Origin of the sequence: Thiomonas arsenitoxydans (genome assembly GCF_000253115.1) — a bacterium.
Classification (GTDB): domain Bacteria; phylum Pseudomonadota; class Gammaproteobacteria; order Burkholderiales; family Burkholderiaceae_C; genus Thiomonas; species Thiomonas arsenitoxydans.
On sequence record NC_014145.1, the window covers coordinates 1,322,656 to 1,348,497 of the forward strand.

General features: G+C 63.3%; 22 protein-coding genes. 14 read left to right on the forward strand and 8 right to left on the reverse strand.

All coding sequences use genetic code 11. The features are described 5' to 3' along the window. Nucleotides 1–66 precede the first annotated feature (66 nt). The 4 genes from THI_RS06080 to THI_RS06095 all read right to left on the reverse strand — a co-directional run bounded on the left by THI_RS06080 (nt 67) and on the right by THI_RS06095 (nt 4,694). Nucleotides 67–1,866 (reverse strand): TRAP transporter large permease, encoded by a 1,800-nt coding sequence (locus THI_RS06080; protein WP_013105364.1) that lies wholly within the window; start codon nt 1,864–1,866, stop codon nt 67–69. After that, a complete protein-coding gene (locus THI_RS06085; protein ID WP_013105365.1) occupies nt 1,867–2,460 on the reverse strand; it encodes a TRAP transporter small permease subunit in 594 nt (197 codons plus the stop codon). A 239-nt stretch (nt 2,461–2,699) separates the two neighbouring features. After that, complete coding sequence (gene selD, locus THI_RS06090) at nt 2,700–3,776, reverse strand: selenide, water dikinase SelD (protein ID WP_013105366.1); 1,077 nt, start codon at nt 3,774–3,776, stop codon at nt 2,700–2,702. A gap of 18 nt (nt 3,777–3,794) precedes the next feature. Further along, nucleotides 3,795–4,694, reverse strand: coding sequence for a LysR family transcriptional regulator (locus tag THI_RS06095; protein ID WP_013105367.1), 900 nt, complete (start codon nt 4,692–4,694; stop codon nt 3,795–3,797). 279 nt (nt 4,695–4,973) lie between these two features. Between THI_RS06095 and iscR the strand changes: the two genes are divergently transcribed. From iscR to fdx, 7 genes are all read left to right on the forward strand, one after another. Continuing rightward, nucleotides 4,974–5,510, forward strand: a complete 537-nt coding sequence (gene iscR, locus THI_RS06100) for a Fe-S cluster assembly transcriptional regulator IscR (protein WP_013105368.1) — start codon at nt 4,974–4,976, stop codon at nt 5,508–5,510. A 121-nt stretch (nt 5,511–5,631) separates the two neighbouring features. Beyond that, nucleotides 5,632–6,852: an IscS subfamily cysteine desulfurase gene (locus THI_RS06105; RefSeq protein ID WP_013105369.1), complete on the forward strand. Its 1,221-nt coding sequence runs from the start codon at nt 5,632–5,634 to the stop codon at nt 6,850–6,852. A 119-nt stretch (nt 6,853–6,971) separates the two neighbouring features. Next, complete coding sequence (gene iscU / locus THI_RS06110) at nt 6,972–7,397, forward strand: Fe-S cluster assembly scaffold IscU (RefSeq protein WP_041609169.1); 426 nt, start codon at nt 6,972–6,974, stop codon at nt 7,395–7,397. A 45-nt stretch (nt 7,398–7,442) separates the two neighbouring features. Continuing rightward, nucleotides 7,443–7,766, forward strand: a complete 324-nt coding sequence (gene iscA / locus THI_RS06115) for an iron-sulfur cluster assembly protein IscA (RefSeq protein WP_013105371.1) — start codon at nt 7,443–7,445, stop codon at nt 7,764–7,766. A 48-nt stretch (nt 7,767–7,814) separates the two neighbouring features. Next, nucleotides 7,815–8,351, forward strand: coding sequence for a Fe-S protein assembly co-chaperone HscB (gene hscB, locus THI_RS06120; RefSeq protein ID WP_013105372.1), 537 nt, complete (start codon nt 7,815–7,817; stop codon nt 8,349–8,351). Nucleotides 8,352–8,440: 89 nt separating this feature from the next. Next, complete coding sequence (hscA, locus tag THI_RS06125; protein ID WP_013105373.1) at nt 8,441–10,336, forward strand: Fe-S protein assembly chaperone HscA; 1,896 nt, start codon at nt 8,441–8,443, stop codon at nt 10,334–10,336. 20 nt (nt 10,337–10,356) lie between these two features. After that, nucleotides 10,357–10,695, forward strand: a complete 339-nt coding sequence (gene fdx / locus THI_RS06130; protein WP_013105374.1) for an ISC system 2Fe-2S type ferredoxin — start codon at nt 10,357–10,359, stop codon at nt 10,693–10,695. A gap of 11 nt (nt 10,696–10,706) precedes the next feature. Here fdx and THI_RS06135 read toward each other — a convergent pair whose 3' ends face one another. The 4 genes from THI_RS06135 to argA all read right to left on the reverse strand — a co-directional run bounded on the left by THI_RS06135 (nt 10,707) and on the right by argA (nt 15,310). Next, nucleotides 10,707–12,116, reverse strand: coding sequence for an exonuclease domain-containing protein (locus THI_RS06135; protein WP_013105375.1), 1,410 nt, complete (start codon nt 12,114–12,116; stop codon nt 10,707–10,709). 71 nt (nt 12,117–12,187) lie between these two features. Beyond that, nucleotides 12,188–13,414 (reverse strand): OmpP1/FadL family transporter, encoded by a 1,227-nt coding sequence (locus THI_RS06140; RefSeq protein ID WP_013105376.1) that lies wholly within the window; start codon nt 13,412–13,414, stop codon nt 12,188–12,190. A gap of 275 nt (nt 13,415–13,689) precedes the next feature. Beyond that, nucleotides 13,690–13,962: an oxidative damage protection protein gene (locus THI_RS06145; protein WP_013105378.1), complete on the reverse strand. Its 273-nt coding sequence runs from the start codon at nt 13,960–13,962 to the stop codon at nt 13,690–13,692. 22 nt (nt 13,963–13,984) lie between these two features. Further along, on the reverse strand, nt 13,985–15,310 hold the full coding sequence (gene argA, locus THI_RS06150) for an amino-acid N-acetyltransferase (RefSeq protein ID WP_013105379.1): 1,326 nt from the start codon (nt 15,308–15,310) through the stop codon (nt 13,985–13,987). Nucleotides 15,311–15,359: 49 nt separating this feature from the next. Here argA and hrpA point away from each other — a divergent pair, with 49 nt between their 5' ends. The 7 genes from hrpA to ccoP all read left to right on the forward strand — a co-directional run bounded on the left by hrpA (nt 15,360) and on the right by ccoP (nt 25,775). Further along, nucleotides 15,360–19,361 (forward strand): ATP-dependent RNA helicase HrpA, encoded by a 4,002-nt coding sequence (gene hrpA, locus THI_RS06155; protein ID WP_013105380.1) that lies wholly within the window; start codon nt 15,360–15,362, stop codon nt 19,359–19,361. A 262-nt stretch (nt 19,362–19,623) separates the two neighbouring features. Next, nucleotides 19,624–22,128, forward strand: coding sequence for a heavy metal translocating P-type ATPase (locus THI_RS06160; protein WP_013105381.1), 2,505 nt, complete (start codon nt 19,624–19,626; stop codon nt 22,126–22,128). 9 nt (nt 22,129–22,137) lie between these two features. Further along, a complete protein-coding gene (gene ccoS, locus THI_RS06165) occupies nt 22,138–22,356 on the forward strand; it encodes a cbb3-type cytochrome oxidase assembly protein CcoS (protein ID WP_013105382.1) in 219 nt (72 codons plus the stop codon). 170 nt (nt 22,357–22,526) lie between these two features. Beyond that, a complete protein-coding gene (gene ccoN, locus THI_RS06170) occupies nt 22,527–23,969 on the forward strand; it encodes a cytochrome-c oxidase, cbb3-type subunit I (RefSeq protein WP_013105383.1) in 1,443 nt (480 codons plus the stop codon). 19 nt (nt 23,970–23,988) lie between these two features. Continuing rightward, nucleotides 23,989–24,630: a cytochrome-c oxidase, cbb3-type subunit II gene (gene ccoO / locus THI_RS06175; RefSeq protein ID WP_013105384.1), complete on the forward strand. Its 642-nt coding sequence runs from the start codon at nt 23,989–23,991 to the stop codon at nt 24,628–24,630. Nucleotides 24,631–24,639: 9 nt separating this feature from the next. Next, on the forward strand, nt 24,640–24,834 hold the full coding sequence (locus THI_RS06180; protein ID WP_013105385.1) for a CcoQ/FixQ family Cbb3-type cytochrome c oxidase assembly chaperone: 195 nt from the start codon (nt 24,640–24,642) through the stop codon (nt 24,832–24,834). Beyond that, nucleotides 24,831–25,775, forward strand: coding sequence for a cytochrome-c oxidase, cbb3-type subunit III (ccoP, locus tag THI_RS06185; RefSeq protein WP_013105386.1), 945 nt, complete (start codon nt 24,831–24,833; stop codon nt 25,773–25,775). Before THI_RS06180 ends, ccoP begins: the two co-directional genes overlap by 4 nt. Nucleotides 25,776–25,842: the final 67 nt, after the last annotated feature.

Below are 25,842 nucleotides of genomic sequence, written 5' to 3' on the forward strand. Positions count from 1 at the left end.
CGTGCGTTGATGCCAGGAATGAAAAAGGCCCGGAATTCCGGGCCTTTTTCATGGGCGACAACCGCGCTATTTCGCTGCCCCACTCGCCGATGGCTCGGCCTGCAGCGAGCGCATCACCGCAGCGGCGGGGTCTTCCTCTACAGCGGCTGGTGCACTGCCACCTTCGGCCGGGGCAGCTTCTGATGCACCAAAGCTCGGTGGGGCGATGGACTCATAGCTGTTGTCATCAGACGGCCCAATGATCTGCACCTTGTTGATATCGACTTCAGCATGATGGTCCAGGCCGCTGGTGACCAGACCCGGGAAGGCAATGATCAGGCCAACCATGATGATCTGGATCAGCACGAAAGGCACCGCACCCCAGTAGATCTGCCCAGTGGTCACGCGGGCGATGCGCTTGCCGGTCTCCTTGTCGGTGTAGTCGTCCTTGGCCGCGACGCTGCGCAGGTAGAACAGCGCAAACCCGAAGGGCGGGTGCATGAACGAGGTCTGCATATTCACCGCCAGCAGCACGCCGAACCAAATCAGGTCGATGCCCAGCTTCTCCGCCACCGGCCCGAGCAGCGGAATGATGATGAACGACAGCTCGAAAAAGTCGAGGAAAAAGGCCAATACGAACACCAGAATGTTCACGACGATGAGGAAGCCCAGCACACCGCCTGGCAGGCTGGTGAGCAGATGCTCCACCCAGACGCGGCCATCGAGTCCCTGGAACACCAGGTTGAACACCGTGGAGCCGATGAGAATGAACAACACGAAGGTGGAGAGCTTGGTCGTGGTGTTGAGCGCCTGCTTGAGCAGATCGATATTGAGCCGCTTGCGACTAAACGCCATGATCAGCGCGCCCACGGCGCCCATCGCGCCGCCTTCGGTCGGCGTGGCCACGCCCAGGAAAATGGTGCCCAGCACGAGGAAGATCAGCGTGAGCGGCGGCACCAGAGCAAAAGTCACGCGTTCGGCCATCTGCGACAACAGATTGAGTCGGAAGGCCCGGTTGAGCAGCGACAGCACCAGCGAAAGAATCACGCCGAAGGTCATGGCCACGACGATGGTTTCATCCGTCGCAGCAATCACTTCGTGCCCCGCGCGCCAGCTCAGCAGGGCGCTGTAGTTGCGGGCCAGCACGATGCTGGAAATCAACACCACACCGAACAGAATGCCCAGCGAACGCAGGCCACTGTCACCGTTGGGCTCGCGAATGGTGCGGGCCTCGGGTGGCAGCGCCGGGGCCCATTGCGGCTTAATCAAGGTCACGCCCACGACGTAAGCGAGGTATAAACCCGTGAGCGCGAATCCGGGGATGAACGCGCCCTTGTACATATCGCCCACGCTGCGGCCGAGCTGGTCGGCCATGACGATGAGCACCAGCGACGGCGGGATGATCTGCGCCAGCGTGCCTGAAGCGGCGATCACCCCCGAGGCCAGACGGCGGTCATAGCCGTAACGCAGCATGATGGGCAGCGAGATCAGGCCCATCGAAATCACCGAAGCCGCCACCACGCCCGTGGTTGCCGCCAGCAGCGCACCGACAAAAATCACCGCGATCGCCAGGCCGCCGCGAATCGGGCCGAACAACTGGCCGATGGTTTCCAGCAAGTCTTCGGCCATGCCGCTGCGCTCGAGCAGCAGGCCCATGAAGGTGAAGAAGGGAATGGCCAGCAGGGTGTCGTTCTGCATGATGCCGATGATGCGCAGCGGAATGGCTTCGAGCAGCGCCTGCGGCATCAGCCCGAGTTCCACGCCGATGAAACCGAACAGCAGGCCGCAGGCTGCCAGGCTGAACGCCACCGGAAAGCCGACTAGCAAAAACAGCACCAGCGCCGCGAACATGATGGGCGCGATATTCGCAATGAGAAAGGCGGTCATTTATTGGGCCTCTTTCGTCTTTTGCGCCAGAACAAATTCAGCCAGTTCTTCTTCTGCCGTTTTTTCGTTTTTCTTTACCAGCGGGTCGTCGATCAGCCCGCGCAAAAATGCCACGCGCTTGATCAGCTCGGACACGCCCTGCAGCCCGAGCAGCGAGAAGCCAATGGGCACGAGGATGTAAACCGGCCAGCGGATCAGCCCGCCGGCATTGCTCGACATCTCGCCCGAGGCGATGGCGTTGATCACCGTGGGCAGCGAAAGCCGCACGGTTTCAACCACGAAGGGAAACAGAAAGAACACGATGCCGATGATGTCGATCCAGTTGCGCCCACGCGGCGAGAGCTTGCTGGAGAGCACGTCGATGCGCACATGCTCGTTGTGCAAAAACGTATATCCGGCCGCCAGGAGAAACACCGCGGCGAACAGATACCACTGAATTTCCAGAAAGGCGTTCGAGCTGTAGTCGAAGACTTTGCGTACGACCGCATTGAGTGCGCTGATGATGGCCGAAGCAAGAATGAGCCAGAGGGCAAAGCGGCCCACGCGCTCGTTGAGCCAGTCAATCCCGCAGGATAGGGCAAGTAAGGCGTTCAAGACATCTCCCGATTGTTTTGTGAACGAGTCGTTGACGGCTGTTTGTTCAGAGAAGTGTCATGGCAAGGCTTTATCGCATGACAGAGATGAAACAGTCCGCGCCCGAAGTATAAAGATGTAACAGACGCGAACTGAAATTTCCGGGCTCGGGTTTGCCCGCAGAGCAGGGGGTGAAGCAGTCTTGCGCGCGGCGGCGGTAATCGCCGCGGCGTGCAAAGAGGGATAAGAGGCAGCGGCGCTCAGGCGCGCACGTCAATGCCCGGAGTGCCCGCTTTCAATAGGCCGATGATGGCGGCTTGGGCAAAGCCTTCGTTGCGGAAGACGCGCAGCACCTCGTCAACCTGCTCCGGCGCGCAGCTCACGAGCAGGCCGCCGGAGGTCTGCGGATCGGTGAGCAGCGTTTGAGCCAGCGGCGGCAGATCGGCGGCAAGCGCGACTTCGCCGCCATAACTGGCCCAGTTGCGGCGCGATGCGCCTGTGATGTGGCCGGCGTTCGCCAACTCCACCACGCCTTCGATGAGGGGCACATCGGCGAAGCGCACGTCCGCCCGCAGTCCCGAGCCGCGGCAGACTTCCAGCAGATGGCCGAGCAGGCCGAAACCAGTGACGTCGGTCAGGGCATGCACGCCGGGCAGCAGGGCCAGCTTCTTGCCGGGGGTGTTGAGCTGCGTGGTGTTGGCAATCATGCGCGCGTAGCCCGCGGCATCGAGCGCATCGCTTTTGAGCGCAGCCGACTGAATGCCCACGCCCAGCGGTTTGCCCAGCACGATCACGTCGCCGGGTCGGGCGCTGTCGTTGCGGCGGATGTGGCTGGGGTGCGCCAGACCCATGACCACCAGTCCGTAAATGGCCTCGACCGAATCGATGCTGTGCCCCCCCGCAATGGGAATGCCGGCCTGCGCGCAAACGGTCTCACCGCCCCGCAAAATGTCCCCCACGATATCCAGCGGCACCACGCCGATGGGCATGCCCACGAGCGCCAGCGCCATGATGGGCGTGCCGCCCATGGCGTAGATGTCGGAAATGGCGTTGGTCGCGGCGATCCGTCCGAAGTCGAAGGGATCGTCCACGATGGGCATGAAGAAATCGGTCGTGGCAATCAGCGCCTGTTCGGGGTTGAGCAGATACACCGCAGCATCATCCGCAGACTCGTTGCCGACCAGCAGGGCCTCAGGCCTGGGCAGTAGCGGCGCGTGCTTTTTCAGGATTTCAGACAGGACGCCCGGCGCAATCTTGCAGCCACAACCGCCGCCATGCGACAGCGAGGTGAGGCGGGGGGCGGCGGTTGCGGCAGGGGTGTTGGGAGCTGAGTTCATGGGACAAGGCTTTGTGGATCAGCCAGGAGTAGAAACAAAAGAATCGTCCTGCCAGTTCTGGCAGAACTGCAAAAAGCGTTGCAGCGGCTGGGAGAAGGTCTTTTTCTGGTGATGCACGATGTAGAGCGTGCGGTGCATGGGCGGCAGCGGGCTGCGCACGGTGACGAGGTGGCCGTGATCCAGCGCATCGCGCACCAATCGGCGGGGAATACAGGTCAGCCCCAGGCCGGCGATGGCCGCGCCGCGTATGGCCTCCGAACTACCCAGCACCATGGCCCGCTCGAAGCCGTGCAAATGTTCGAGCAGCAGGGTTTCGACGGTTTCGCGGGTACCCGAACCCGGCTCACGCAGCAGCCAGCGGGCTGCGCGCAACTCGTCCAGACTGACCTCACGGCCCGCCAGAGGACTGTCTGGGGCGCAAACCACGACCAGCGCATCGCGCAGCCACGGTGCAATGGCCAGGTCGTCGCGGTGACAGGCGCCTTCGACGAGCCCGAGATCGACCTCGAACTGCGCCACGGCCTCGGCGATGGCCTGGGTGTTGCCCACACGCAGACAGAACTGCGCGGCAGGAAACTCACGGCAGAACTCCGCCATGATGCCCGGCAGAATGGCGTTGCCCACGGTGCTGCTCGCGCCGATGCGCAGCGCCGCTGCGCCCGCGCTGAACAGCGCTTCGATGCCGCGGGTCTGATCGAGGATGGCCATGGCGCGGGGCAACAGCAGGCGGCCGGAGTCATTGAGCACCAGCCGTTTGCCGACCCGGTCGAAGACGCGCTCGCCGAGCTGCGCTTCCAGTTCCGCCAGCGCCGCACTGACGGCGGACTGCGACATCGACAGGGTATCGCCCGCGGCGGTGGCACTGCGGCTGTGCGCAATCTCCACCAGCACTTCCATTTGCCGCAGGGTCAGTCGCATGAGTTTGATCTATTCGTTGGATTGATTTCAAGCCAAGCATAAACCAGACGGCTTGAATACCCACGCAGCCATCACAGAAAAAATTGCCTTCCGCCTTGGAACTTTGGGGCTGGGGAAAAGTCTGAGATGTTGACGAAAAAGATCGGGATTTGTAGAATTGGCCCACTAGTTTCGTCGGGTATTTTCCATTCCGGCACTGTGTAATGTCTGCTGCAAGCCTGCCCAAGGCGGTCGCCCTGACGTTGCAACTGGCCATCATTCATGTTGAGGAGAGCCGCCATGCGACTGACCACCAAAGGACGTTTTGCCGTAACCGCGATGATCGACGTGGCCATGCGTCAACATCTCGGCCCCGTAACTCTGGCCGGCATCAGCCAGCGCCAGCATATTTCCCTTTCTTATCTGGAGCAGCTGTTCGGCAAACTGCGCCGTCATGAGCTGGTGGATTCCGTGCGCGGCCCCGGAGGCGGCTATACGCTTTCGCGCAAATCGGAAGAAATCAGCATTGCCGACATCATCATCGCCGTGGACGAACCTCTCGACGCCACTCAGTGCGGCGGCAAAGAAAATTGCAACGGCGAAGACAACGGCCCCTGCATGACGCACGACCTCTGGGCGCAGCTCAATGCCAAGATGGTGGAGTTTCTCGATTCGGTCAACCTCAAAGGGTTGGTCGAGCAGAACCTTGCCAAGGGGGTCACGGTGGAAGAAGTAGCCATCACCCGTAAACCCGTGTCTCCGCTGCCGGTGACGGCCAAGCCGATCAAGGTCAAGGCGCCGAACTCGGTGTTCAACCTCGCGCAGACTTTGAATTAAGCCTGGTTTCAAGAGATTTGAGCCCGGCGCTGCGCGCCGGGTACGTGTCGGGTGCATTCCGCGATGAATTTTCGCCGATAACAAGCACACATCCTGAGCATTTCCACTGAGCATTCCCACCATGTCCACCACGCCTCATCTTCCGATTTACATGGACTACGCCGCAACCACGCCCGTGGACCCGCGGGTGGTCGATGCCATGATTCCCTGGCTGCGCGAGCATTTCGGCAACCCGGCGTCTCGTAGTCATGCCTGGGGCTGGGAGGCGGAGGCTGCGGTGGAAAAGGCTCGCGAGCAAGTGGCCGCGCTGATCAACGCCGACGCCAAGGAGATCATCTGGACGTCCGGTGCCACCGAGTCGAACAACCTCGCCATCAAGGGCGCTGCGGAGTTCTATCAGGGCAAGGGCAAGCACATCGTCACCGTCAAGACCGAGCACAAGGCGGTGCTCGATACCGTGCGCGAAATGGAGCGCCGGGGTTTTGAGGCCACCTATCTCGACGTGCAGCCCAACGGTCTGCTCGACCTCGACGTATTCAAGGCGGCGCTGCGACCTGACACCATTCTGGTTTCGGTCATGCTGGTCAACAACGAGATCGGCGTGATTCAGGACATTCCGGAAATCGGCCGCATCTGCCGCGAGCGCGGCATCATTTTTCATGTCGACGCGGCGCAGGCCACCGGCAAGATGGTGATCGATCTGCAGACCTGGCCGGTGGATCTGATGAGCCTGGCTTCGCACAAGACTTATGGCCCCAAGGGCATCGGTGCGTTGTATGTGCGGCGCAAGCCGCGGGTGCGGCTGATTCCGCAAATGCACGGCGGCGGACACGAGCGCGGCCTGCGCTCGGGCACGCTGCCTACGCATCAGATCGTGGGCATGGGCGAGGCGTTTCGCATCGCCAAGGCCGAACTCGGGGCCAGCATCGAGCGCGCCCGCATGTTGCAGCAGCGCCTGCTCGACGGCCTCAAGGACATCGAAGAGGTTTATGTGAACGGCGATTTGGAGCGCCGCGTGCCGCACAACCTCAACATCAGTTTCAACTACGTCGAGGGCGAATCGCTGATCATGGCGATCAAGGGCATTGCAGTATCCAGCGGCTCTGCCTGCACTTCCGCCAGCCTGGAGCCCTCATATGTGTTGCGCGCCCTGGGCCGCAGCGATGAGCTGGCGCATTCCTCGCTGCGCATGACCATCGGTCGTTACACGACCGAAGAGGAAATCGACTCCGCCGTGCGTCAGCTGCGCGAGAGCGTGGCCAAGCTGCGCGATCTCTCGCCCCTCTGGGACATGTACAAGGAAGGCATCGACATCAGCACCATCCAGTGGGCGGCGCACTGAGCTCCTTGCGGCTAAGCGCCTATCTGCATCAGGGTTGTGCAAATAGCCGACAATAGAGATCGGAATTATTGGATGTGTCGTTCGCCGCTTCCGGCGAGCGCTTCGAGGAGGACAAGATCATGGCTTACAGTGACAAAGTGGTGGACCATTATGAAAACCCGCGTAACGTGGGCTCTTTTTCCAAGGACGACCCGCAGGTCGGCACCGGCATGGTGGGCGCTCCGGCGTGTGGCGATGTGATGAAGCTGCAGATCCGCGTCAACGATCAAGGCGTGATCGAAGATGCCCGCTTCAAAACCTACGGCTGCGGTTCGGCCATAGCCTCGTCTTCGCTGGTGACCGAGTGGGTCAAGGGCAAGACGCTCGATCAAGCGCTTGAAATTCGCAACAGCCAGATCGCCGAAGAACTGGCGCTGCCGCCGGTCAAGATTCATTGCTCCATCCTGGCCGAGGACGCCATCAAGGCCGCAGTGAGCGATTACCAGCAGCGTCATGGTCGTACTGCCGGGCAAGCGCTAGCCACTGAGCAGGCCCAGGCAGCCTGAGCGCGCTCAATTAGACGTAGACCAAGGGAATCGAGGGAACTGAAGATGTCAGTCACATTGACCGAGCGCGCGGCCGAGCAGGTGCAGCGCCATCTCGCCAAGCGGGGTGCGGGGCTGGGAGTGCGCCTGGGCATCAAGACCACCGGCTGCTCCGGCATGGCCTATAAGCTCGAATTCGTCGATCAAGCGTCTGAGGAAGATCAGGTGTTCGACAGCCACGGTGTCAAGATTCTGGTCGATCCCAAGAGCCTGGCCTACGTGGACGGCACCGAGCTTGATTTCGTGCGCCAGGGCTTGAACGAAGGCTTCCAGTTCAACAACCCCAACGAAAAAGATCGCTGCGGCTGCGGCGAGTCGTTCCGGGTTTGAGCGGCTTCGGCGCCTTGCTCATGGACGTCGCTCGGCGCCTTTGATCTGATGGATCTCGCTCAGTCTTATTTCGCCCTGTTCGGCCTTCCCGAAACCTTTTCCCTCGACGCAGCGCAGTTGGAACGGGCGCGGCTCGCGGTGCAGTCGCAAGTGCATCCCGACCGATTCGCCTCCGGGTCGGATCGCGACAAGCGCTTGGCCATGCAGATGGCGGCGCAAGCCAACGCGGCCTACCTCACCCTCAAGAACCCGGTTCAGCGCGCGTCCTACCTGTGCGAGCGGCGTGGCGTGGCGGTGCAGGCAGAGAACAACACCGCCATGCCGACCGAATTTCTGATGCAGCAGATGCAATGGCGCGAAGCGCTCGATGAGTTGCGGGAAGCGGCCGATGCAAGCGGGCTTGAGACCTTGCGGGCCGAGGTGCAGGCGCAGCGCGCTCAGCGCATCGAAGCCATTCGTCAGGCGCTCGATGAACAGAACGCCCCTCAAGCGGCCGCCGAGCAGGTGCGCGCCCTGTTGTTTCTCGACCGTTTTGTCGAAGAGCTGCGGCGCACGGCCGATTCCTTGCCGCAGCCCTCCGCTTGATGCCCGTTTGATACTCGATTGATTTCATTTCCTCGCTCCGGCACCTCGATTCAACACTGGCCGAGCTGAGCGATTACCTCCCTTTTGCCATGGCCCTGTTGCAAATCTCCGAACCCGGACAATCGCCCGACCCGCACCAGCACCGACGTGCCGTGGGCATTGATCTGGGCACCACGCATTCGCTCGTCGCCGCCGTGCTCAGCGGCTCACCGCAATGTCTGCCTGATGCGCAGGGAGAGGTGCTGCTGCCCTCCGTGGTGCACTACCACGCTGATGGCCGCGCCGAAGTGGGCCTGCGCGCGCGTGAAGAGCAGGCGCTCGATCCGGCCAATACCCTCGTTTCGGTCAAACGCTATATGGGTCGCAGCCCGAGCGATCTGCCGCCGACGGCGCTCGCGCATTACCGCATCAATCACGATGCGCGCATGGTCCGATTCCAGACCGCCGCTGGCGAGATGACGCCGGTTCAAGTCTCGGCCGACATCCTGCGCGTGCTGCGCTGGCGTGCTGAAGACACGCTGGGCGGCGAGCTGGTCGGTGCGGTGATCACCGTGCCCGCCTACTTCGACGATGCCCAGCGTCAGGCGACCAAAGACGCCGCGCAACTCGCGGGTTTGCATGTGCTGCGCCTTATCAACGAACCCACGGCCGCGGCGCTGGCCTACGGCCTCGATCATGGCGCCGAAGGTCTGTATGTCATTTACGACCTGGGCGGAGGTACCTTCGATCTTTCCGTGCTGCGGCTGAGCAAAGGAGTGTTCGAAGTGGTCGCCACCAGCGGCGACACAGCGCTGGGCGGTGACGATTTCGACCAGCGCATCGAGGCGCTGATGCGGCAGCAGGCCGGCAATCCCGAGCTGTCAGCCAGCCTGCAACGGCGGTGGCGCATGGCCGCACGCCAAGCCAAAGAAGCGCTGAGCGCGGCCAGCTCGGTGGAATACACCGTGGCACTGGCCGATGGGGCCTCTCACACCGGCACTTTGCAGCGCGACGATTTCGAGCAGGCCAGCGCCGATCTGGTGAAACGCACCCTTGCGCTGTTGCGCCGCGCTTTGAGCGATGCGCAGGTCAGTGCCTCAGACGTGCAGGGCGTGGTGCTCGTGGGCGGCGCCACGCGCATGCCCATGATTCGCCAGGCGGTTGCGCGCGTCATGGGCAAGGCGCCGCTCACCGATCTCAATCCTGACGAAGTGGTGGCGCTGGGCGCAGCCATTCAGGCCAACGCGCTGGCGGGCAATGCCGGGGCCGACGATGTATTGCTGCTCGATGTCATTCCCCTGTCGCTGGGCGTCGAAACCATGGGCGGGCTGGTCGAGCACATTCTGCCGCGCAACAGCACCATTCCTCAGGCGCGAGCGCAAGACTTCACCACCTTCCGCGACGGGCAGACCGCCATGGCCATTCATGTGGTGCAGGGCGAGCGCGAACTGGTGAGCGACTGTCGTTCGCTGGCGCGCTTCGAGCTGCGCGGCATTCCGCCCATGGTGGCGGGCGCCGCGCGTATCCGCGTGACCTTCGCCGTCGACGCCGACGGTCTGCTCGAAGTCAGCGCGCAAGAGCTGACCACCGGCGTGCAGGCCCAGGTGCAGGTCAAACCGGCTTACGGCCTGGACGACGCGCAAATAGCGCAGATGCTGCACGACAGCGTGGCCCACGCCCAAGATGACCGCGACGCCCGCATGCTGCAGGAAGCGCGGGTGGACGCTCAGGCCCTGCTGGCCGCCACACGCAACGCCATGCAGCTCGACCGCGATCTGCTGAGCGAGCAGGAAGTCGCGCAGATTCACACGGACATGGCCGCGCTGGCGCAGGCCGAACAAGGCGGCGACATCGATCAGATCTGCCTCGCCACCGAGGCGCTGACGCGGCAGACCGATGCGTTTGCCGAGCGGCGCATGAACCGCAGCATTCAACGCGCGCTGGCGGGTCAATCCGTCGATCAGATCGCGCAGCTCACCGACACGCCGTCCAGCACGGCGTCCTGAGACTTTTCTCGATTCTCACCATGCCCATCATCACGGTTCTGCCGCATCCCGAATACTGCCCGCAAGGCAAACAAGTCAGCGCCGGGCGCGGCACCTCGATTTGCGAGGCCCTGCTGGAAAACGGCGTGCCCATCGAACACGCCTGCGACATGCAATGCGCCTGCACCACCTGTCATGTGGTGGTGCGCAAGGGCTATGACAGCCTGGGTGAACTCGACGAAAGCGAAGAAGATCTGCTCGACCGCGCCTGGGGACTGGAGCCCACCTCGCGTCTATCCTGCCAGGCCATTCTGGCTGACGAAGACGTGACCATCGAGATTCCGAAATACTCGATCAACCACGCCAAGGAACACGGCTGAGCCGTCGCGGTTCACCGCAGGCGGATCAGATCGGGCGGCGGGCCCTTGGCGCCCGCTAAACGGCTCAGCAGCAGACGATAGATGTCCAGGTCGAAGCCGCCGCTGTCGGCCTCGCGTCGGCCCTCCATCAACTCGGCCAGATCGTTTTCGCAACGCGCCGTGCCCAGATGCCGCCATTGGTCGAATACATGCACCTCGGTGCGATCCTGCTCAGGGCTGTGCTCGCGCAGCCCGACGGGCCCGTCGTAAGGCCAGGCGCGCAGGCGTTTCGCAGCCAGCGCCAGCAGCAGGCGGGCGTGATGCCGCTCGGCTGATTCGAGGCCACAGCACACCCCCTTGCACTGACCGATTTGCTGCGCGAAGCAGCGGCCCTTGCCCGATTCAAGCCCCAGCGCCTGCGGGCACAGCGCGTGGCGCTGGGCGAGGGCGCGTAAGGCCTCGACAGCCTGACGCTTGCTCCGGTAACAGCCATACAACTGCGGGAAAAATCGCGGATCGAGTTCGTCTCCGCGCACCAGCGTGAGCAGTGGCCGAGCCACGGGATCTTTCGCCAGCCGCCATGCACAAAGCTGTCGCTCGCGGCGCAGTTGCCGGTTGAGCAGGGGCTGCAGTTCCTTGATGAGCCGCATCTCCAGCAGCAGGGCGCCAAACTCACCCGCCGTCTCGCGCCATTCGACCCGCCGCACCTCCTGCGCCAGGCGCAATTCCCGCGCGTCGCGGTGATCCGCCTGAAAGTGCGACAGCACCCGGGCGCGCAGACGCACGCTCTTGCCGATGTAGAGCGGCACTTCACCTTCGCCGTAGAACAGATAGACCCCGGACGCTTCGGGAATGTCGTCCACCGGGGTTTCCAGATGCGGCGGCAGGCTCGCACTGCCGCGCAACAACTCCAGAGCCGCAGTCTGCACCGAGGCAGGGCCAAGTTCCGTCTGGGCGATATGTAGCCATTGATGCAGTAGCTCAACATCGCCCATCGCCCGGTGGCGCGCCGTGGTGTGCAGCCCGTGGCGGCGCATGATGGCGTCCAGCCCATGCCCGCGGGCCTGCGGGTAGAGCTTGCGCGACAGGCGTACGGTGCATAAGGTTTTCACCCGCAGATCCACTCCTTCGCGCGCCGCGGCCTGCTTCAGAAAACCGTGGTCGAAGCGCACGTTATGCGCCACGAGCACGGCGCCGTCCAACGCGGCGAGTAGTTCGGGCAGCACCTCGCCAAACGCCGGAGCTCCCGCCACCATGGCGTCGTCGATGCCAGTGAGCTGCTGGATGAAAGGCGGAATGCGCTGCCCCGGATTGACCAGCCGACTCCACTTCGCGACCACTTCCCCCTGCTCAACCCGCATGACCGCCACTTCGGTGATGCGATCGAGCACCGGGTTGGAGCCGGTGGTTTCGAGATCGAGCAGAACGTAGCAGGGCAGCATGGCTGGAATTGTCGGCGAAACGGGAATAAAAAAACCGCAGCCGAGGCCGCGGTTTTCTGGGTTGGGGCGAATCAGAACTTCCAGCCCACCGACACGCCCAGAGTGTTCTGGGACATGGACAGGTCCTCGGTGCCACCGGGGCCATAAGGCGGCGGTGCGAGATTGCCAGTCACGTCGCTCTTGAAGGCGTGGATGTAATCGGCCGAGACTTCCATCGTGTTGCTCACAGCGTAGGTCATGCCCAGCGTGAGGTGATCCTTGATCACCCCAGGAGCAATGGTGTTGAAGAACACATTCTGCGAGGTGACCGGATTGTCGCTGTGGTTCCACCCGGCGCGCACCGTCAAAGCCTGGTCGATCGCATAAGCCACGCCGAGTTTGACAACGGTGATGTTTTTCCAGCCGAAGCCAGGGCCATTCGGGGCGCCAAGGGGGTTCTGCAGAAAGGTGGTCGATGTGTTGCCGATCGCGCTGACGTCGCTGTAGAGAATGCGCTCAACATCTCCAGCAACCGTCAGCGGGCCAGTTTTCCAGGCAAAGCCGATACCGTAATTCGCCGGAATATCAAAGCTGCCGTTGTCAGCAAACAGACCGCTGTATTTGCTGAATTTGCTCATGTGCGTCTTGGGCTGATAGGTGGCGCCAAGCGAGAAACCGGGGGCCAGTTCGCCAATCCAGCCGATGCGCACGCCGACGCCATTGGAGGAATCGTGTCCGTTATCCGTCAGATTCGAGGGGGATTGCGATGCCATAGAAAAAGCACCCAGGCCATTTGCTCGGAAGGTTTGATGCACCAGATTCACTGCCACGCCGATGGTTTGCGTTGGCGTTACTCGCCAGGCGAAACTGGGCGAAATAAACATCTGTTGCAGATCGACCCCGGCGCCATTGGCCAGACCCGTCATGGAGCCGCCGATGTTGCTGTAGCCCGAGTTCATCCCGCCGTTGCCATACAAGCTCACGCCAGCCGACATGGTCGGGTTGATCATGTAGTTGGCGCCGATTTCCGGGATGATGAAGTTCTGCTGATCGTTGCCGCTGTAGGTCGTGCCGTTGATTTTGGCCTCACGGTTCGGGCGGAACAGACTGAGCCCACCGTCGACACGATTACCGATTAGGGCCATGCCGGCCGGGTTGGTGGCGGCGGCCAGGGCGTCTTGCGGCAGGGCGATGCCCACGCCGCCCATGCCGTTGGCCTTCACGCTGAAGCCGGGCTGGAAGTACCCGTCGGTCGCGTGCGCTGCGGGAAGTGCGATGCCGGCCAGGGCCAGCGAGAGTGCCAGTTTTTTCAGATGCATTCTTTTGTCTCCTACCGAGCGAGCAGCCCGGCCTCCATAGGTGGTTGATGGCGCCGCTCCAACACGGCGATGACTCGAAATACTGATTTGAGTATTTGAGGCTGAGGTGATGTTAGGAGGACATGCGCATACACCACATTGTGTTTAGTGTTGATTGCGCGAGTGTGTGAATTGTTGTAGTGAATCCGGAAAAGCCGCACAAATACTATATGGAGTATTAGCGCGGCGAGTGTGCGGAATCTGTATTGCGTCCAGCTTCAGGCTGCACAGTTCACTCAGGCCGTGGGCGGCACGTAGCCTTGCGGCATTTCGGCGCCTTCGCCGAAAAAGTATTTTTCCATCTGCCGCGCCAGGTATTGGCGGGCGCGGGCGTCGGCCAGGTTGAGGCGGTTTTCATTTACCAGCATGGTCTGGTGCTTGAGCCAGGCCGCCCAGGCTTCCTTGGAGACGTTGTTGTAGATGCGTGCGCCAAGTTCGCCGGGGTAGGGAGCGAAATCGAGGCCTTCAGCCTCGCGGCCGAGTTTGATGCAGTGAATCGTGCGTGCCATGAAAGTGTCCTTTATTGAGGTTTCAACCGAGATGTTTGACCAGCACACGCGAGCGTCGCTGGTCGTCGTAGCGCAGGCGGCGCTCGGGCGGCAGCCATTCGCGCTCGACCAGCACAAAGCCCCGTTTGAGAAACCAGTGCATGGTGCGGGTGGTGAGCACAAAAATGCTGTGCAGTCCCAGCGCCCGAGCGCGTTGTTCGATGTGTTTGAGGATGCGCTCGCCATCGCCCTGACCTTGGGCGGACGGGTGAACGGTGAGCGCGGCCATTTCGCCGGTTTTCTGCTCGGCGTAGGGGTAGAGCGCGGCGCAGCCGAAGATGATGCCGTCGTGCTCCAGTACCGTGTAGTAGCTGATGTCGCGTTCGATTTCGGTGCGGCTACGCTTGACCAGCACGCCTTGTTCTTCCAGCGGCTCGATGAGTTGCAGGATGCCGCCCACGTCGTCGGCCGTGGCTTGCCGCAGATGTTCGAGATGCTCGTCGGCGATCATGGTGCCCACGCCGTCGTGGGTGAAGAGTTCGAGCAGCAGCGAGCCGTCGATGGCAAACGGCACGATGTGCGCACGCGTCACGCCGCCGCGCACGGCGCATACCGCGTGGCGCAAATAAAACGCGGTGTCGGTGGGCTGTTGCGGATCGGGCAGGCGCGACAGCAGGCTCTCGGCCTGCGCCACGGTCAGTTCGGGGATGAGGTTGTGCGCGTCGTCGATCACGCCGTCCACCTCGGTGATCAGCACGAGCTTTTCCGCCTTGATGGCCGCGCCCACGCTGCTGGCCACGTCTTCCATGCTGAGGTTGAAGGCTTCACCCGTGGGCGAGTAGCCGAAGGGCGACATGAGCACGACCGCGCCATATTCAAGCGCGCGCTGAATGGTGGGCGCATCGACCTTGCGGACCAGCCCGGTGTGCTGGAAATCAAGGCCGTCGATCACGCCCACGGGGCGGGCGATGATGAAATTGCCGGAGACCACGCGCACGGTGGCGCCGGCCATCGGCGTGTTGGGCAGGCCTTGCGAGAACGTAGCTTCAATCTCGAAGCGCAACTGGCCCGCCGCTTCCTGCGCGGCATCGAGCGCGACTTCATCGGTCACCCGCATGCCGTGCGAGTAGCGCGCGCCGACGCCTTTTTCGCGCAACTGCGCTTCGACCTGCGGACGAAAGCCGTGCACGAGCACGATGCGCACGCCCATCGCGGTGAGCAGCGCAACGTCCTGCACCAGCGCGTTGAGGCGTCCGGCCGCGATCAGTTCGCCGGCGATGGCGACCACAAAGGTCTTGCCGCGATGGGCATGGATGTAAGGCGCGACGGAGCGCAGCCAATCGACGAATTGTTCTTGCTGGGCGATCATGGCCCGATTATCCGAAAATGTCGGGTTGCTTTTGTTTTTGATGTCTTCCATGCCCGAATCCACCGCCGCCCGACCCCCTCGCCAGCGCCATGCTGCCGCGCCGCGCAAGCCTGTGGCGGCCACGCCCGTGGGCGAAGTGCGCTTTCCTGAAGATCTGCCGGTTTCGCTGCGGCGCGAAGACATCGCGCGTGCGCTGCGCGAGCATCAGGTGGTGATCGTCTGCGGCGAAACCGGATCGGGCAAGACCACACAGTTGCCCAAGATCGCGCTGTCCATCGGCCGCGGGCTAGGAGCGGGCGGAACGGGGCTGATCGGCCACACCCAGCCGCGGCGGCTGGCGGCCACCAGTATCGCCAAGCGCGTGGCGCAGGAACTCGGCAGCGAGCTGGGCGCGATTGCCGGATACAAGGTGCGCTTCAACGACCGGCTGCAGCCCGGGGCGTCGATCAAGCTGATGACTGACGGCATTTTGCTGGCGGAAACCCAGACCGACCCTCTGCTGCGCGCCTACGACACCCTGATCATCGACGAGGCGCACGAGCGCAGCCTGAACATCGACGTTCTGCTGGGTTACCTCAAACAGTTGCTGCCGCGCCGTCCTGACCTGAAAGTGATCGTGACTTCGGCCACTATCGATGCTCAGCGGTTTGCGGAGCACTTTGCCGAAAGCGCTCCCCGCCCGGCGCCGGGCCGCCCCAAGCCGGGCGGCGCCCCCTCGGGGGGCAGCGACGGGGCGCAGCCCGGAGCGTGGGGGCAGTCCACTCTTGCTCCAGTCATCGAAGTTTCGGGGCGGCTGTATCCGGTGGAAGTGCGCTGGCGGCCTTTTGGCGTGGACAAGGGTGATGACCGCGACCAGTCTGCGGCGATCTGCGATGCGGTGGACGAGCTTTGGCGGCTCGGCTCCGGCGACATTCTGGTGTTTCTGCCTGGCGAGCGCGAAATCCGCGAAGCCGAGGCGGCGCTGCGCAAACACCATCTCGACACCAAGCGCGTCGGCGTGGAAATCCTGCCGCTGTACGCCCGGCTGTCGCAGGCCGAGCAAGACCGGGTGTTTGCCTCGGGCGGTGCGCGGCGCATCGTGCTGGCAACCAATGTGGCCGAAACCTCGCTCACCGTGCCTGGCATCCGCTACGTCATCGACGCTGGTCTGGCGCGGGTAAAGCGCTACAGCTACCGCAACAAGGTGGAAATGCTGCAGGTCGAGTCCATCAGCCAGGCGGCGGCGCAGCAACGCGCCGGCCGTTGCGGCCGGGTGGCCAACGGCGTGTGCATCCGGCTGTACGACGAAGCCGAGTTCGCCGAGCGGCCGCGCTTCACCACGCCGGAGATCCAGCGGTCTTCGCTGGCCGCCGTCATTCTGCGCATGAAGGCGCTGGGGCTGGATTCCATCGAGCAGTTTCCGTTCATCGAGCCGCCGCCGGGCAAGGCGATTGCCGACGGCTACCAGTTGCTCACCGAACTGGGCGCGGTGGACGACCGCAATGCGCTCACCCCTCTGGGCCGCGAGCTTGCCCGACTGCCGCTGGACCCGCGTATCGGCCGCATGATTCTCGAAGCCCGCAACCGCGAGGCGCTGACCGAAGTGCTGATCATCGCCGCGGCGCTGTCGGTGCAAGACCCGCGCGAACGTCCCGCCGAGGCGCAGCAGGCAGCCGATGAAGCGCATCGCAAGTTCAGCGACGAGCGCTCCGAATTTCTCGGCTGGCTCAAGCTCTGGGCGCATTACCACGCGGCCATTGCCCACAAAAAGTCGCAGCGCAAATTGTGGGGCGAACTGCGTGGCCAGTATCTCTCGCCGCTGCGCCTGCGCGAATGGCATGACGTGCACAGCCAGCTCCACACTCTGGTGTCCGAGCAGGGCTGGCGGCTCAACACCGCCGAGCCTACCTATGAGCAGATTCATTGCGCTTTGCTCAGCGGCCTGCTCGGCAACGTGGGCTACAAGGGCGAAGACGATGCCCAGTACCTAGGCGCGAGAGGCATTCGCTTTGCCATCCATCCGTCGTCGCCGCTGGGGCGCAAGGCCGGGCGGTGGATCATGGCGGCGGAGCTGGTGGAAACCACGCGGCTGTACGCCCGCGGCGTGGCGCGCATCGAGCCGCAGTGGCTGGAGCGCGTGGGCGCGCACCTGCTCAAGACCAGCCTGCTCGATCCGCACTGGGAAAAGAAGCCAGCGCAAGTCACCGCCTTCGAGCGCGCGACGCTGTACGGACTGGTGGTTTACAGCCAGAGACGGGTGGATTTCGGCCGTTTCGATCCCAAGCAGGCGCGCGAGATTTTTCTGCGCGAGGCCCTGGTGGCGGGCGAGTGGGACTGCCGCTGGCCCTTTTTTCAGCACAACCAGGCGCTGATCGCCGACATCGAACGACTCGAACACAAGGCGCGGCGGCTCGACGTGCTGGTGGACGAAGAACTGATCTACGCCTTCTACGACCAGCAAGTGCCAGACGAAGTGCACGGCGGCGCCAGTTTCGACCGCTGGTATCGCGATGCGGTGCGGGCCGAGCCGAAGCTGCTGTTTCTGCAGCGCGACGAGTTGATGCGCCACGAAGCGGCCGGCATCACCACCGAGACGTTTCCTAACCGCCTTAAGCTCGGCGCGCTGGAACTGCAGCTCGACTACACCTTCGACCCCGGCGGCGCGCGCGACGGCGTCACATTGCAGGCGCCGCTGGCCGCGCTCAACCAGATACCTGCGCAGCGGCTGCAATGGCTGGTGCCGGGGCTGCTCAAGGAAAAGATTCTGGCGCTGCTCAAAAGCTTGCCGCAGCGCCCGCGTTCGCGCCTCGTGCCGCTGCCGCAAACCGCGGAGGCGTTCGCCGCGCAGCTCACGACGGCCGAGCGATTCGGCCAGGGCGATCTGCTCGACGCCTTGCGCGATCTGGTGCGCGAGCACACCGGGCTGGCGCTGCAGCGCACCGACTTCAAGCTCGAAACCCTCGGGCCCCATCTGTTTTTCAACGTGCAGGTGATCGACGCCCACGGACGGCGCATCGACGTCGGGCGAGACATCGACAAACTGCGCGCCGATCACGGTCAGGCTTCACGCAGCGCGTTTGCCGAACTGGCCAAACTGCGCACCGGACTGTCGCCGCAAAAAAACGCCAAGGCCCCGTCCGAAGCCCCGGCGCCTCCCCGCGCGGCGCCCGGCGCGTTGGCCGCAGCACCGCGCGAAGCGCCCATCAATGTGCCCACCGATGCGCTGCAAGGACTGACGGATTGGACTTTCGACGCCCTGCCGGAACTGCTGGAGCTGCGCCGGGGCGCGCACACCCTGATCGGCTTTCCCGCCCTGGTGGACAAGGGCGGCGCGGTCGATGTGGAGGTATTCGACACCGCCGAGGAAGCCGCACGGTTGCACCGTAGCGGCCTGCGCCGTCTGTTCGCCCTGCAACTGCGCGATCAGATCAAGCATGCGGAAAAAAATCTGCCCGGATTCCAGCAGGCGGCGATGCAGTTCATGTCGCTGGGCACCGCCGAACTGCTGCGCGCGCAGATCGTGGATGCGGCGCTCGACCGGGCCTTTCTCGTCGAGCCGCTGCCTGCCGACAAGCCCGCTTTCGCCCAACGCTTGAGCGAGGGCAAGCCCCGTTTTCAACTGTTGGCCGCCGAAATGGCGCGGCTGGCGGCGCAGATTCTGGATGAATACGCGCAAGTGCAGAAAAAACTCGCCGCGTTCAAGAACCAACCCGCGCTGCACGCCGACATCCGTGCCCAGCTGCAGGCCTTGTTGCCTCCGCGTTTCATCGCCGAAGCGCCGCCTGCGCAAATCGCGCACTTTCCCCGCTATCTGCAGGCCATCGGGCGGCGGCTGGATAAATTTCGCACCGATCCGGCCCGCGATGCGCAACTCGGCACCCAGCTCGCCCCTTGGCTCACCCGCTGGCAGCGCGAGGCGGCGAGTTATCACGGGCACCTGCCGCCACGCCTGCAAGAGCTGCGTTGGCTGCTCGAAGAACTGCGGGTGTCGCTGTTCGCCCAAGAGCTGCGCACGCCCATGCCGGTATCGCTCAAGCGTCTGGAAAAAGTCTGGGCGCAGTGGCAGGGCTGATCCCAGACTGTCCATTAGGCGGGGCTTTGCCCCTACACGGGCGCTGGCGGGCGGTTTGGGGCGTCTTGACCCCCGCGCTTCGCGCCCATAGCGACGGCTATGGGCTTGTCGCGCAGGGGCCAATCCATCCCCAAGCCGCCGCGCCATCATCCCGTGTCCTAATGAACAATCTGGGCTGATCCGGGAATACCCTCGACAATGTATAGATACTTCTTGATACATCTCAAGGCAGGGTGAGGGCGCAGTTTCTAGCATGGTCATCATGTCGAGTTCCATCCTTCCCCTGTCCAGCGCCCCCAATCAGATGCCGAAGCACCCTGCTGAAGCGACCGGCTGCTATCACTGCAGCCTGCCTTTGGGCGACGCGCCGGTGCGCATGGAGCTGGACGGGCAGTGGCGCAGCTTTTGTTGCCAGGGCTGCGCGGCGGCCGCCGAGATCATCGTGCAGGGCGGGTTGTGCGCCTATTACGACCGCCGCACCGCAGGCGAAGGCGCGCTGGCCGCGCTGCCGTGCGAAGAGATCGACAAACTCCATCAACAGTGGATGGCGCTGGCCGACCCGGCGTTTCTCTCTGCCTATGCCACGTCGCTGGGCGAGGGCCGGTGGAGCACTCAGATTGCGGTCGATGGCATTCATTGCGGCGCCTGCGTCTGGCTGATCGAGCAGCGGCTGCGGGCCATACCGGGCGTGCTCGCCGCCACGGTGAACTACTCCACCCGCCGCGTGGCGTTGCAGTGGGACGCCAACACCGTGCAACTGGCGCAGGTGTTTCAGGCGCTGGCCGAGGTGGGTTATCGCCCGCTGCCCAACGCGCGTCACCAGAGCGAGCTCAATCACCGCCGCGCCCGTCGCTTGGCCATTTTGCGCACCCTCGTGGCCTGGCTGGCGATGATGCAGGTGATGATGTTCGCCTGGCCGGGCTACCTCGATGCCGAGGGGCTCAACGCGGCAGAGCAGGGCATTTTCCAGTGGGGCAGCCTGGCGCTCACCTTGCCCGCCTTGCTGTTTTCCGGCTGGCCTTTCCTCATGGGGGCGCTGCGCGACGTGCGCAACCGTCGCCTGGGGATGGACGTGCCCGTCACTCTCGGTCTGTGGAGCGCGTTTGCCGCCAGTGTGTGGAGCGTGCTGCACGGCGAGAGCCATGTGTATTTCGACTCGGTGGTGATGTTTCTCGCTCTGTTGCTCACCGCGCGCCTGATCGAAGACGGCCTGCGCCAGCGCAGCCTGAACGCGGCCGAGGAACTGATGGAACAACTGCCCGCCGCCGTGCGGGTGCGAGCCAGCGGCGAAGAAGAGTGGCGCAGTGTGGCCATTACCCAGGTGCGCGCAGGCGATGAGGTGGAGTTGCCCAGCGGCAGCGCCGCCGCGGTGGACGGCGTGGTGATCTCGGGCGCGTCATTAGTGGACGAAGCCCTGCTCACCGGCGAGAGCCATGCCGTGCCCAAACAGGCGGGCGACGCCATTCTGGCGGGCAGCATGAACCGGCAATCGCCGCTGATCGTGCGGGCCACGCAAACCGGCGCGGGCACGCGCATCGCGCAAATGGTTGAGCTGATGCAGCATGCGCTGGCCAGCAAGCCGCGCTCGGCCCAGTTGGCCGACATCGCCGCGCAATGGTTCACGCTGGGTTTGCTGGCGGTGGCCGCGCTTACCGTGCTGCTGTGGTGGTGGCTCGATCCGGCGCGCATCGTGCCGACACTGGTGGCCGTGCTGGTGGTGAGCTGCCCCTGTGCCTTGTCGCTGGCGGTGCCTGCGGCGCTGGCGGCGTCCACCGCGCAACTCTCGCGGCACGGCGTGCTGCTCGCTCGCGGTCACGCGCTCGACCGTGCGCCGCAGGTCGATCTCTGGTTGTTCGACAAGACCGGCACGCTGACCACGGCCGAACCCGTTGTCTCGGCCGTGCGCCTGCTCAATCCGTCCTACAGCCGTGAGCAGGTGCTGGCGTTGGCGCGCGCGCTGGAGCAGGGGGTGCAGCATCCGCTCGCGCGGGCGTTCATGGCGTCTGCCGCGCAGGGCGACGCCGTAGAAGCGGTGCAGGATTTGCGCGCTGTGCCGCATGGCGGCATGCAGGGCGTGTGGCAGGGACAGACGCTGCGGCTGGGGCATGCAGCCTTCTCGGGTGTGGCGCAAGCGCAGCCGCCCGAAGCCAGCGATATTCCGCTCACCCGGCTTGGCCTGAGCCTCGATGGGCGTGCGCTGGCCGTGTTCGACATCGCCGAAACGCTGCGCCCCGGTGCGCAGGAGGCCTTGCAGTCGCTGCAAGCCGCTGGCGCCGAGGTTGCGGTGTTGTCGGGCGATGCGGTACGTACCGTTCAGGCCTGGGCCACGCGGCTCGGCGTGGCGCGCGCCGAGGGCGGCCTGAGCCCGGAGGACAAGCTCGAACGCGTGCGCCAATGGCGCGCGCAGGGGCGGGTGGTGGCGATGGTGGGCGACGGGGTGAACGATGCCCCGGTGCTGGCGGCAGCCGATCTCTCGGTGAGCTTTGCCGGCGCCGCGCCGATTGCCCGGGCCGGGGCCGATGTCATCTTGCATCACCCGGACATGCGCGCCTTGCCGCGGCTGGTCGCCACCGGACGGCGCACGGTGGGCGTGATGCGGCAGAACCTGATCTGGGCCGTGGTCTACAACCTGCTGGCGATTCCGCTGGCGGTGGCGGGTTTCATCACCCCGGTCTGGGCGGCGGTTGGCATGAGTACCTCCTCGCTGCTGGTGGTGCTCAATGCAGCCCGCCTGGCGCGCCGCGATCGTGTTGCGCCCACTCTTTGAAAGCGCGCCATGGAAGGCTCTCTGCTCATTCTCATCCCCATCAGTGTGCTGCTGGTGCTGCTCATCGTGGGGGTGCTGTGGTGGGCGGCGCGCAGCGGTCAGTTCGACGATATGGAAGGTCCGGCCCACGCCATTCTGATGGACGACGATAAACCCAAACCTGAGTCTTTACCCGAGAAAGAGGCAGAGAAATCCGCCGACGCTGAAGGGCCGCAACAACGGACTTGATCTGCACATTGCGGCAAGGTGTCGCATTGACAGCGCAGCGACCCCGGCCACTTCCTAGTGCTTACCCTTACGAAATGAAATGTGTTGATACATGTCAATTCAGTGTGTCCATAAGTAAATGACCATACTCTACATTACGGTTCGTTACTTCTTATCAACAGGTGGAGCAGATGAGCGATCTGACGCTTAAACAGACTTACAACTACGCGCTGGTGCGCAAATTCACCGTCATGACCCTGGTTTGGGCCGTGGTGGGCATGCTGGTTGGCGTGTTCATTGCGGTGCAACTGGTCTTTCCCGACATGACCTACGGCATGGAGTGGCTGAGCTGGGGGCGTTTGCGTCCACTGCACACCAATGCGGTGATTTTCGGTTTTGGCGGTACGGCGCTGTTCGCGACCTCTTACTACATCGTGCAGCGCACTTGTCAGGTGCCGCTGTTCGCGCCCAAGCTGGCTGAGTTCACCTTCTGGGGATGGACGGCGGTCATCGTGCTGTGCGCCATCACCTATCCGCTGGGCATCACCAGCGGCAAGGAATACGCTGAACAGGAATGGCCGATCAGCCTGCTGATCGTCGTGACCTGGGTGGCGTATGCCGTGGTGTTTTTCGGCACCATCATGAAGCGGAAGACGCCGCACATCTATGTGGCGAACTGGTTCTTCGGCGCCTACATCATCACCATTGCGCTGCTCTACATCGTCAACAACATCAAGCTGCCCATCAGCCTGCTGTCGTGGAAGAGCTACTCGGTGTACGGCGGCGCGCAGGACGCGATGATCCAGTGGTGGTACGGCCACAACGCCGTGGGCTTCTTCCTCACCACCTCCTTCCTGGGCATGATGTACTACTTCATCCCCAAGCAGGCCGAGCGCCCGATCTATTCGTACCGCCTGTCCATCGTGCACTTTTGGGCGCTGATCTTCACTTATATGTGGGCCGGCCCGCACCACCTGCTGTACACCGCGCTGCCCGACTGGACGCAGTCGCTGGGGATGGTGTTCTCGCTCATCCTGCTGGCGCCGAGCTGGGGTGGCATGATCAACGGCATGATGACTCTGTCGGGCGCCTGGTACAAGCTGCGCGAAGATCCCATCCTCAAGTTCCTGATCACCGCGCTGTCGTTCTACGGCATGTCCACCTTCGAAGGGCCGATGCTCTCCGTCAAGACGGTGAGCGCGCTGGGTCACTACACCGACTGGATCATCGGCCATGTGCATTCCGGCGCCATGGGCTGGGTGGGCATGATCACCATGGGCAGCCTGTACTACCTGATTCCGCGCCTGTGGGGCCAGACTCAGATGTGGAGCAAGCGCCTCATCGAAGTCCACTTCTGGACGGCGACCATCGGCGTGGTGCTCTACATCGCCTCGCTGTGGGTGGCTGGTGTGACCGAAGGGCTGATGTGGCGCGCCATGCAGGCTGATGGTTCGCTGACCTACAGCTTCATCGAGAGCGTCAAGGCGGTCATTCCCCTCTACGTCATTCGCGCCATCGGCGGCTCGATCTATCTCTTCGGCATGTGCCTGATGGTCTACAACGCCTATCGAACCATCCGCCAGGGCAAGCCCGTCGACGCGCCGGTGCCCGCACTGAGCGTGGCCCACGCCTGATCACGATTCGGAGATATTCATGGCAACTTTTAATCACGAGACCATCGAGAAGAACGTGGGTCTGATGATCGTGCTGGTGGCGATCGTCGTCAGCATCGCCGGGCTGGTTCAGCTCGTGCCCCTGTTTTTCGACAAGAGCACGACCCAGCCCATTCCCGGCGTCAAGCCCTACACCGCCTTGCAGCTCGAAGGTCGCGATGTGTATCTGGCCGAGGGCTGCTACCTCTGTCACTCACAGATGATCCGCCCGCTGCGCGCCGAGGTCGAGCGCTATGGCCACTACTCGGTGGCGGGTGAGTCGGTTTACGACCATCCCTTCCAGTGGGGCAGCAAGCGTACCGGCCCCGATCTGGCCCGCGTCGGCGGCAAGTATTCCGACGAGTGGCAGCGCCTGCATCTGCGTCAACCGCGCGATCTTGTGCCCGAAAGCATCATGCCGGCCTACACCTGGCTGCAGCACCAGCCTGCCGAGGCCAATCAGATCCAGGCCAAGATGCGCGCCATGAAAACTCTGGGCGTGCCTTACACCGAAGCCGAGATCGCTGCGGCGCCGCAAGAGCTCGAAGGCAAGACCAAGGAAGACGCGCTGATCGCCTACCTGCAGGGTTTGGGCACGGCGCTGAGCAACTACAAGTCCAAGGCCAACTACATCAACTACTGAGGAAGCGCCATGTCCTTCGGCTCGATCGTTCTCGTTCTCTCCATGGTGGTCTTCGCCGGCATCGTGTGGTGGGCGTTTTCGCCCCGGTTCAAAAAGACGCATGAAAAGGACGGAATGATCCCTTTCCTCGATTCCAAGAATCACCCGCCCGAGTCTTTCGACAAGGGCGATGAGTCCAAGACCTCCGACAAGACCAAATCATGAACCAGTTCTATTCCCCCGGGTGGGCCTTCTGGATCGGCGGCGTCACCATTGTTTCCATCGTTGCCCTGTTCCTTTTTCTGCGCGGTACAGCACGGCAAACCGTGTTTCGCGACAAGGCGGGCAATCCCATCGCTACGACCGGCCATGTCTGGGACGGTGATCTGCAGGAGTTCAACAACCCCTTGCCGCGCTGGTGGATGGGGCTGTTCATCCTGACACTGATTTTTGCAGTGATCTACCTGTCGCTCTACGGCGGCCTGGCGTTTTACAAGGGCATCCTCGGGTATTCCAGCGACAAGATGTACCAGCAGGAATCGGCCGCGTTCGATGCGCGCATTGAGCCCCTGTATGCGGCCTACATGAAAACGCCGATTCCCGAACTCGCCGCCAACCCCACGGCCATGGCCACTGGTCAGCGCATGTTTCTGACCTATTGCTCCCAGTGTCATGGATCAGACGCGGGGGGCACCAAGGGCTTTCCCAACTTGACCGTCCACAACGCCAATGCCTGGCTGTACGGCAACAGCCCCGAGGTTTTGGTGGAAACCCTTACCAACGGCCGCTTGGGCATGATGCCGCCGATGGAGGCCGCGGTTGGCGGCAAACCCGGCGTGCTCGCCGTGGCTAATTATGTGCGCAGCCTCAGCGGCATGAAGCACGATGCCCAACTGGCGGCTCAGGGCAAGCCCTTGTTCGCCACGGCCTGCGCGGCTTGCCACGGCGCCGACGGCACGGGCAACAAGGCTCTGGGCGCCCCCGATCTGGCCGACCCCAAGCGGCAGTGGCTGTTCGGGTCGAGCATCGAAACCATTTCGCACACCATTGAGAAGGGTCGTGCCGGCCAGATGCCTGCGCAGAAAGACTTTCTCTCGCCCGAAAAGATTCACTTACTTGCGGCCTACGTTTACAGCATCAGTCATGGTGCGCAAGCGGCGAAGTAAGTCCAGTCCTCGATTCTTTTCATTCTCTGACCCACATCGGGGCGCAAGATCAAATGCGCCCCGATGC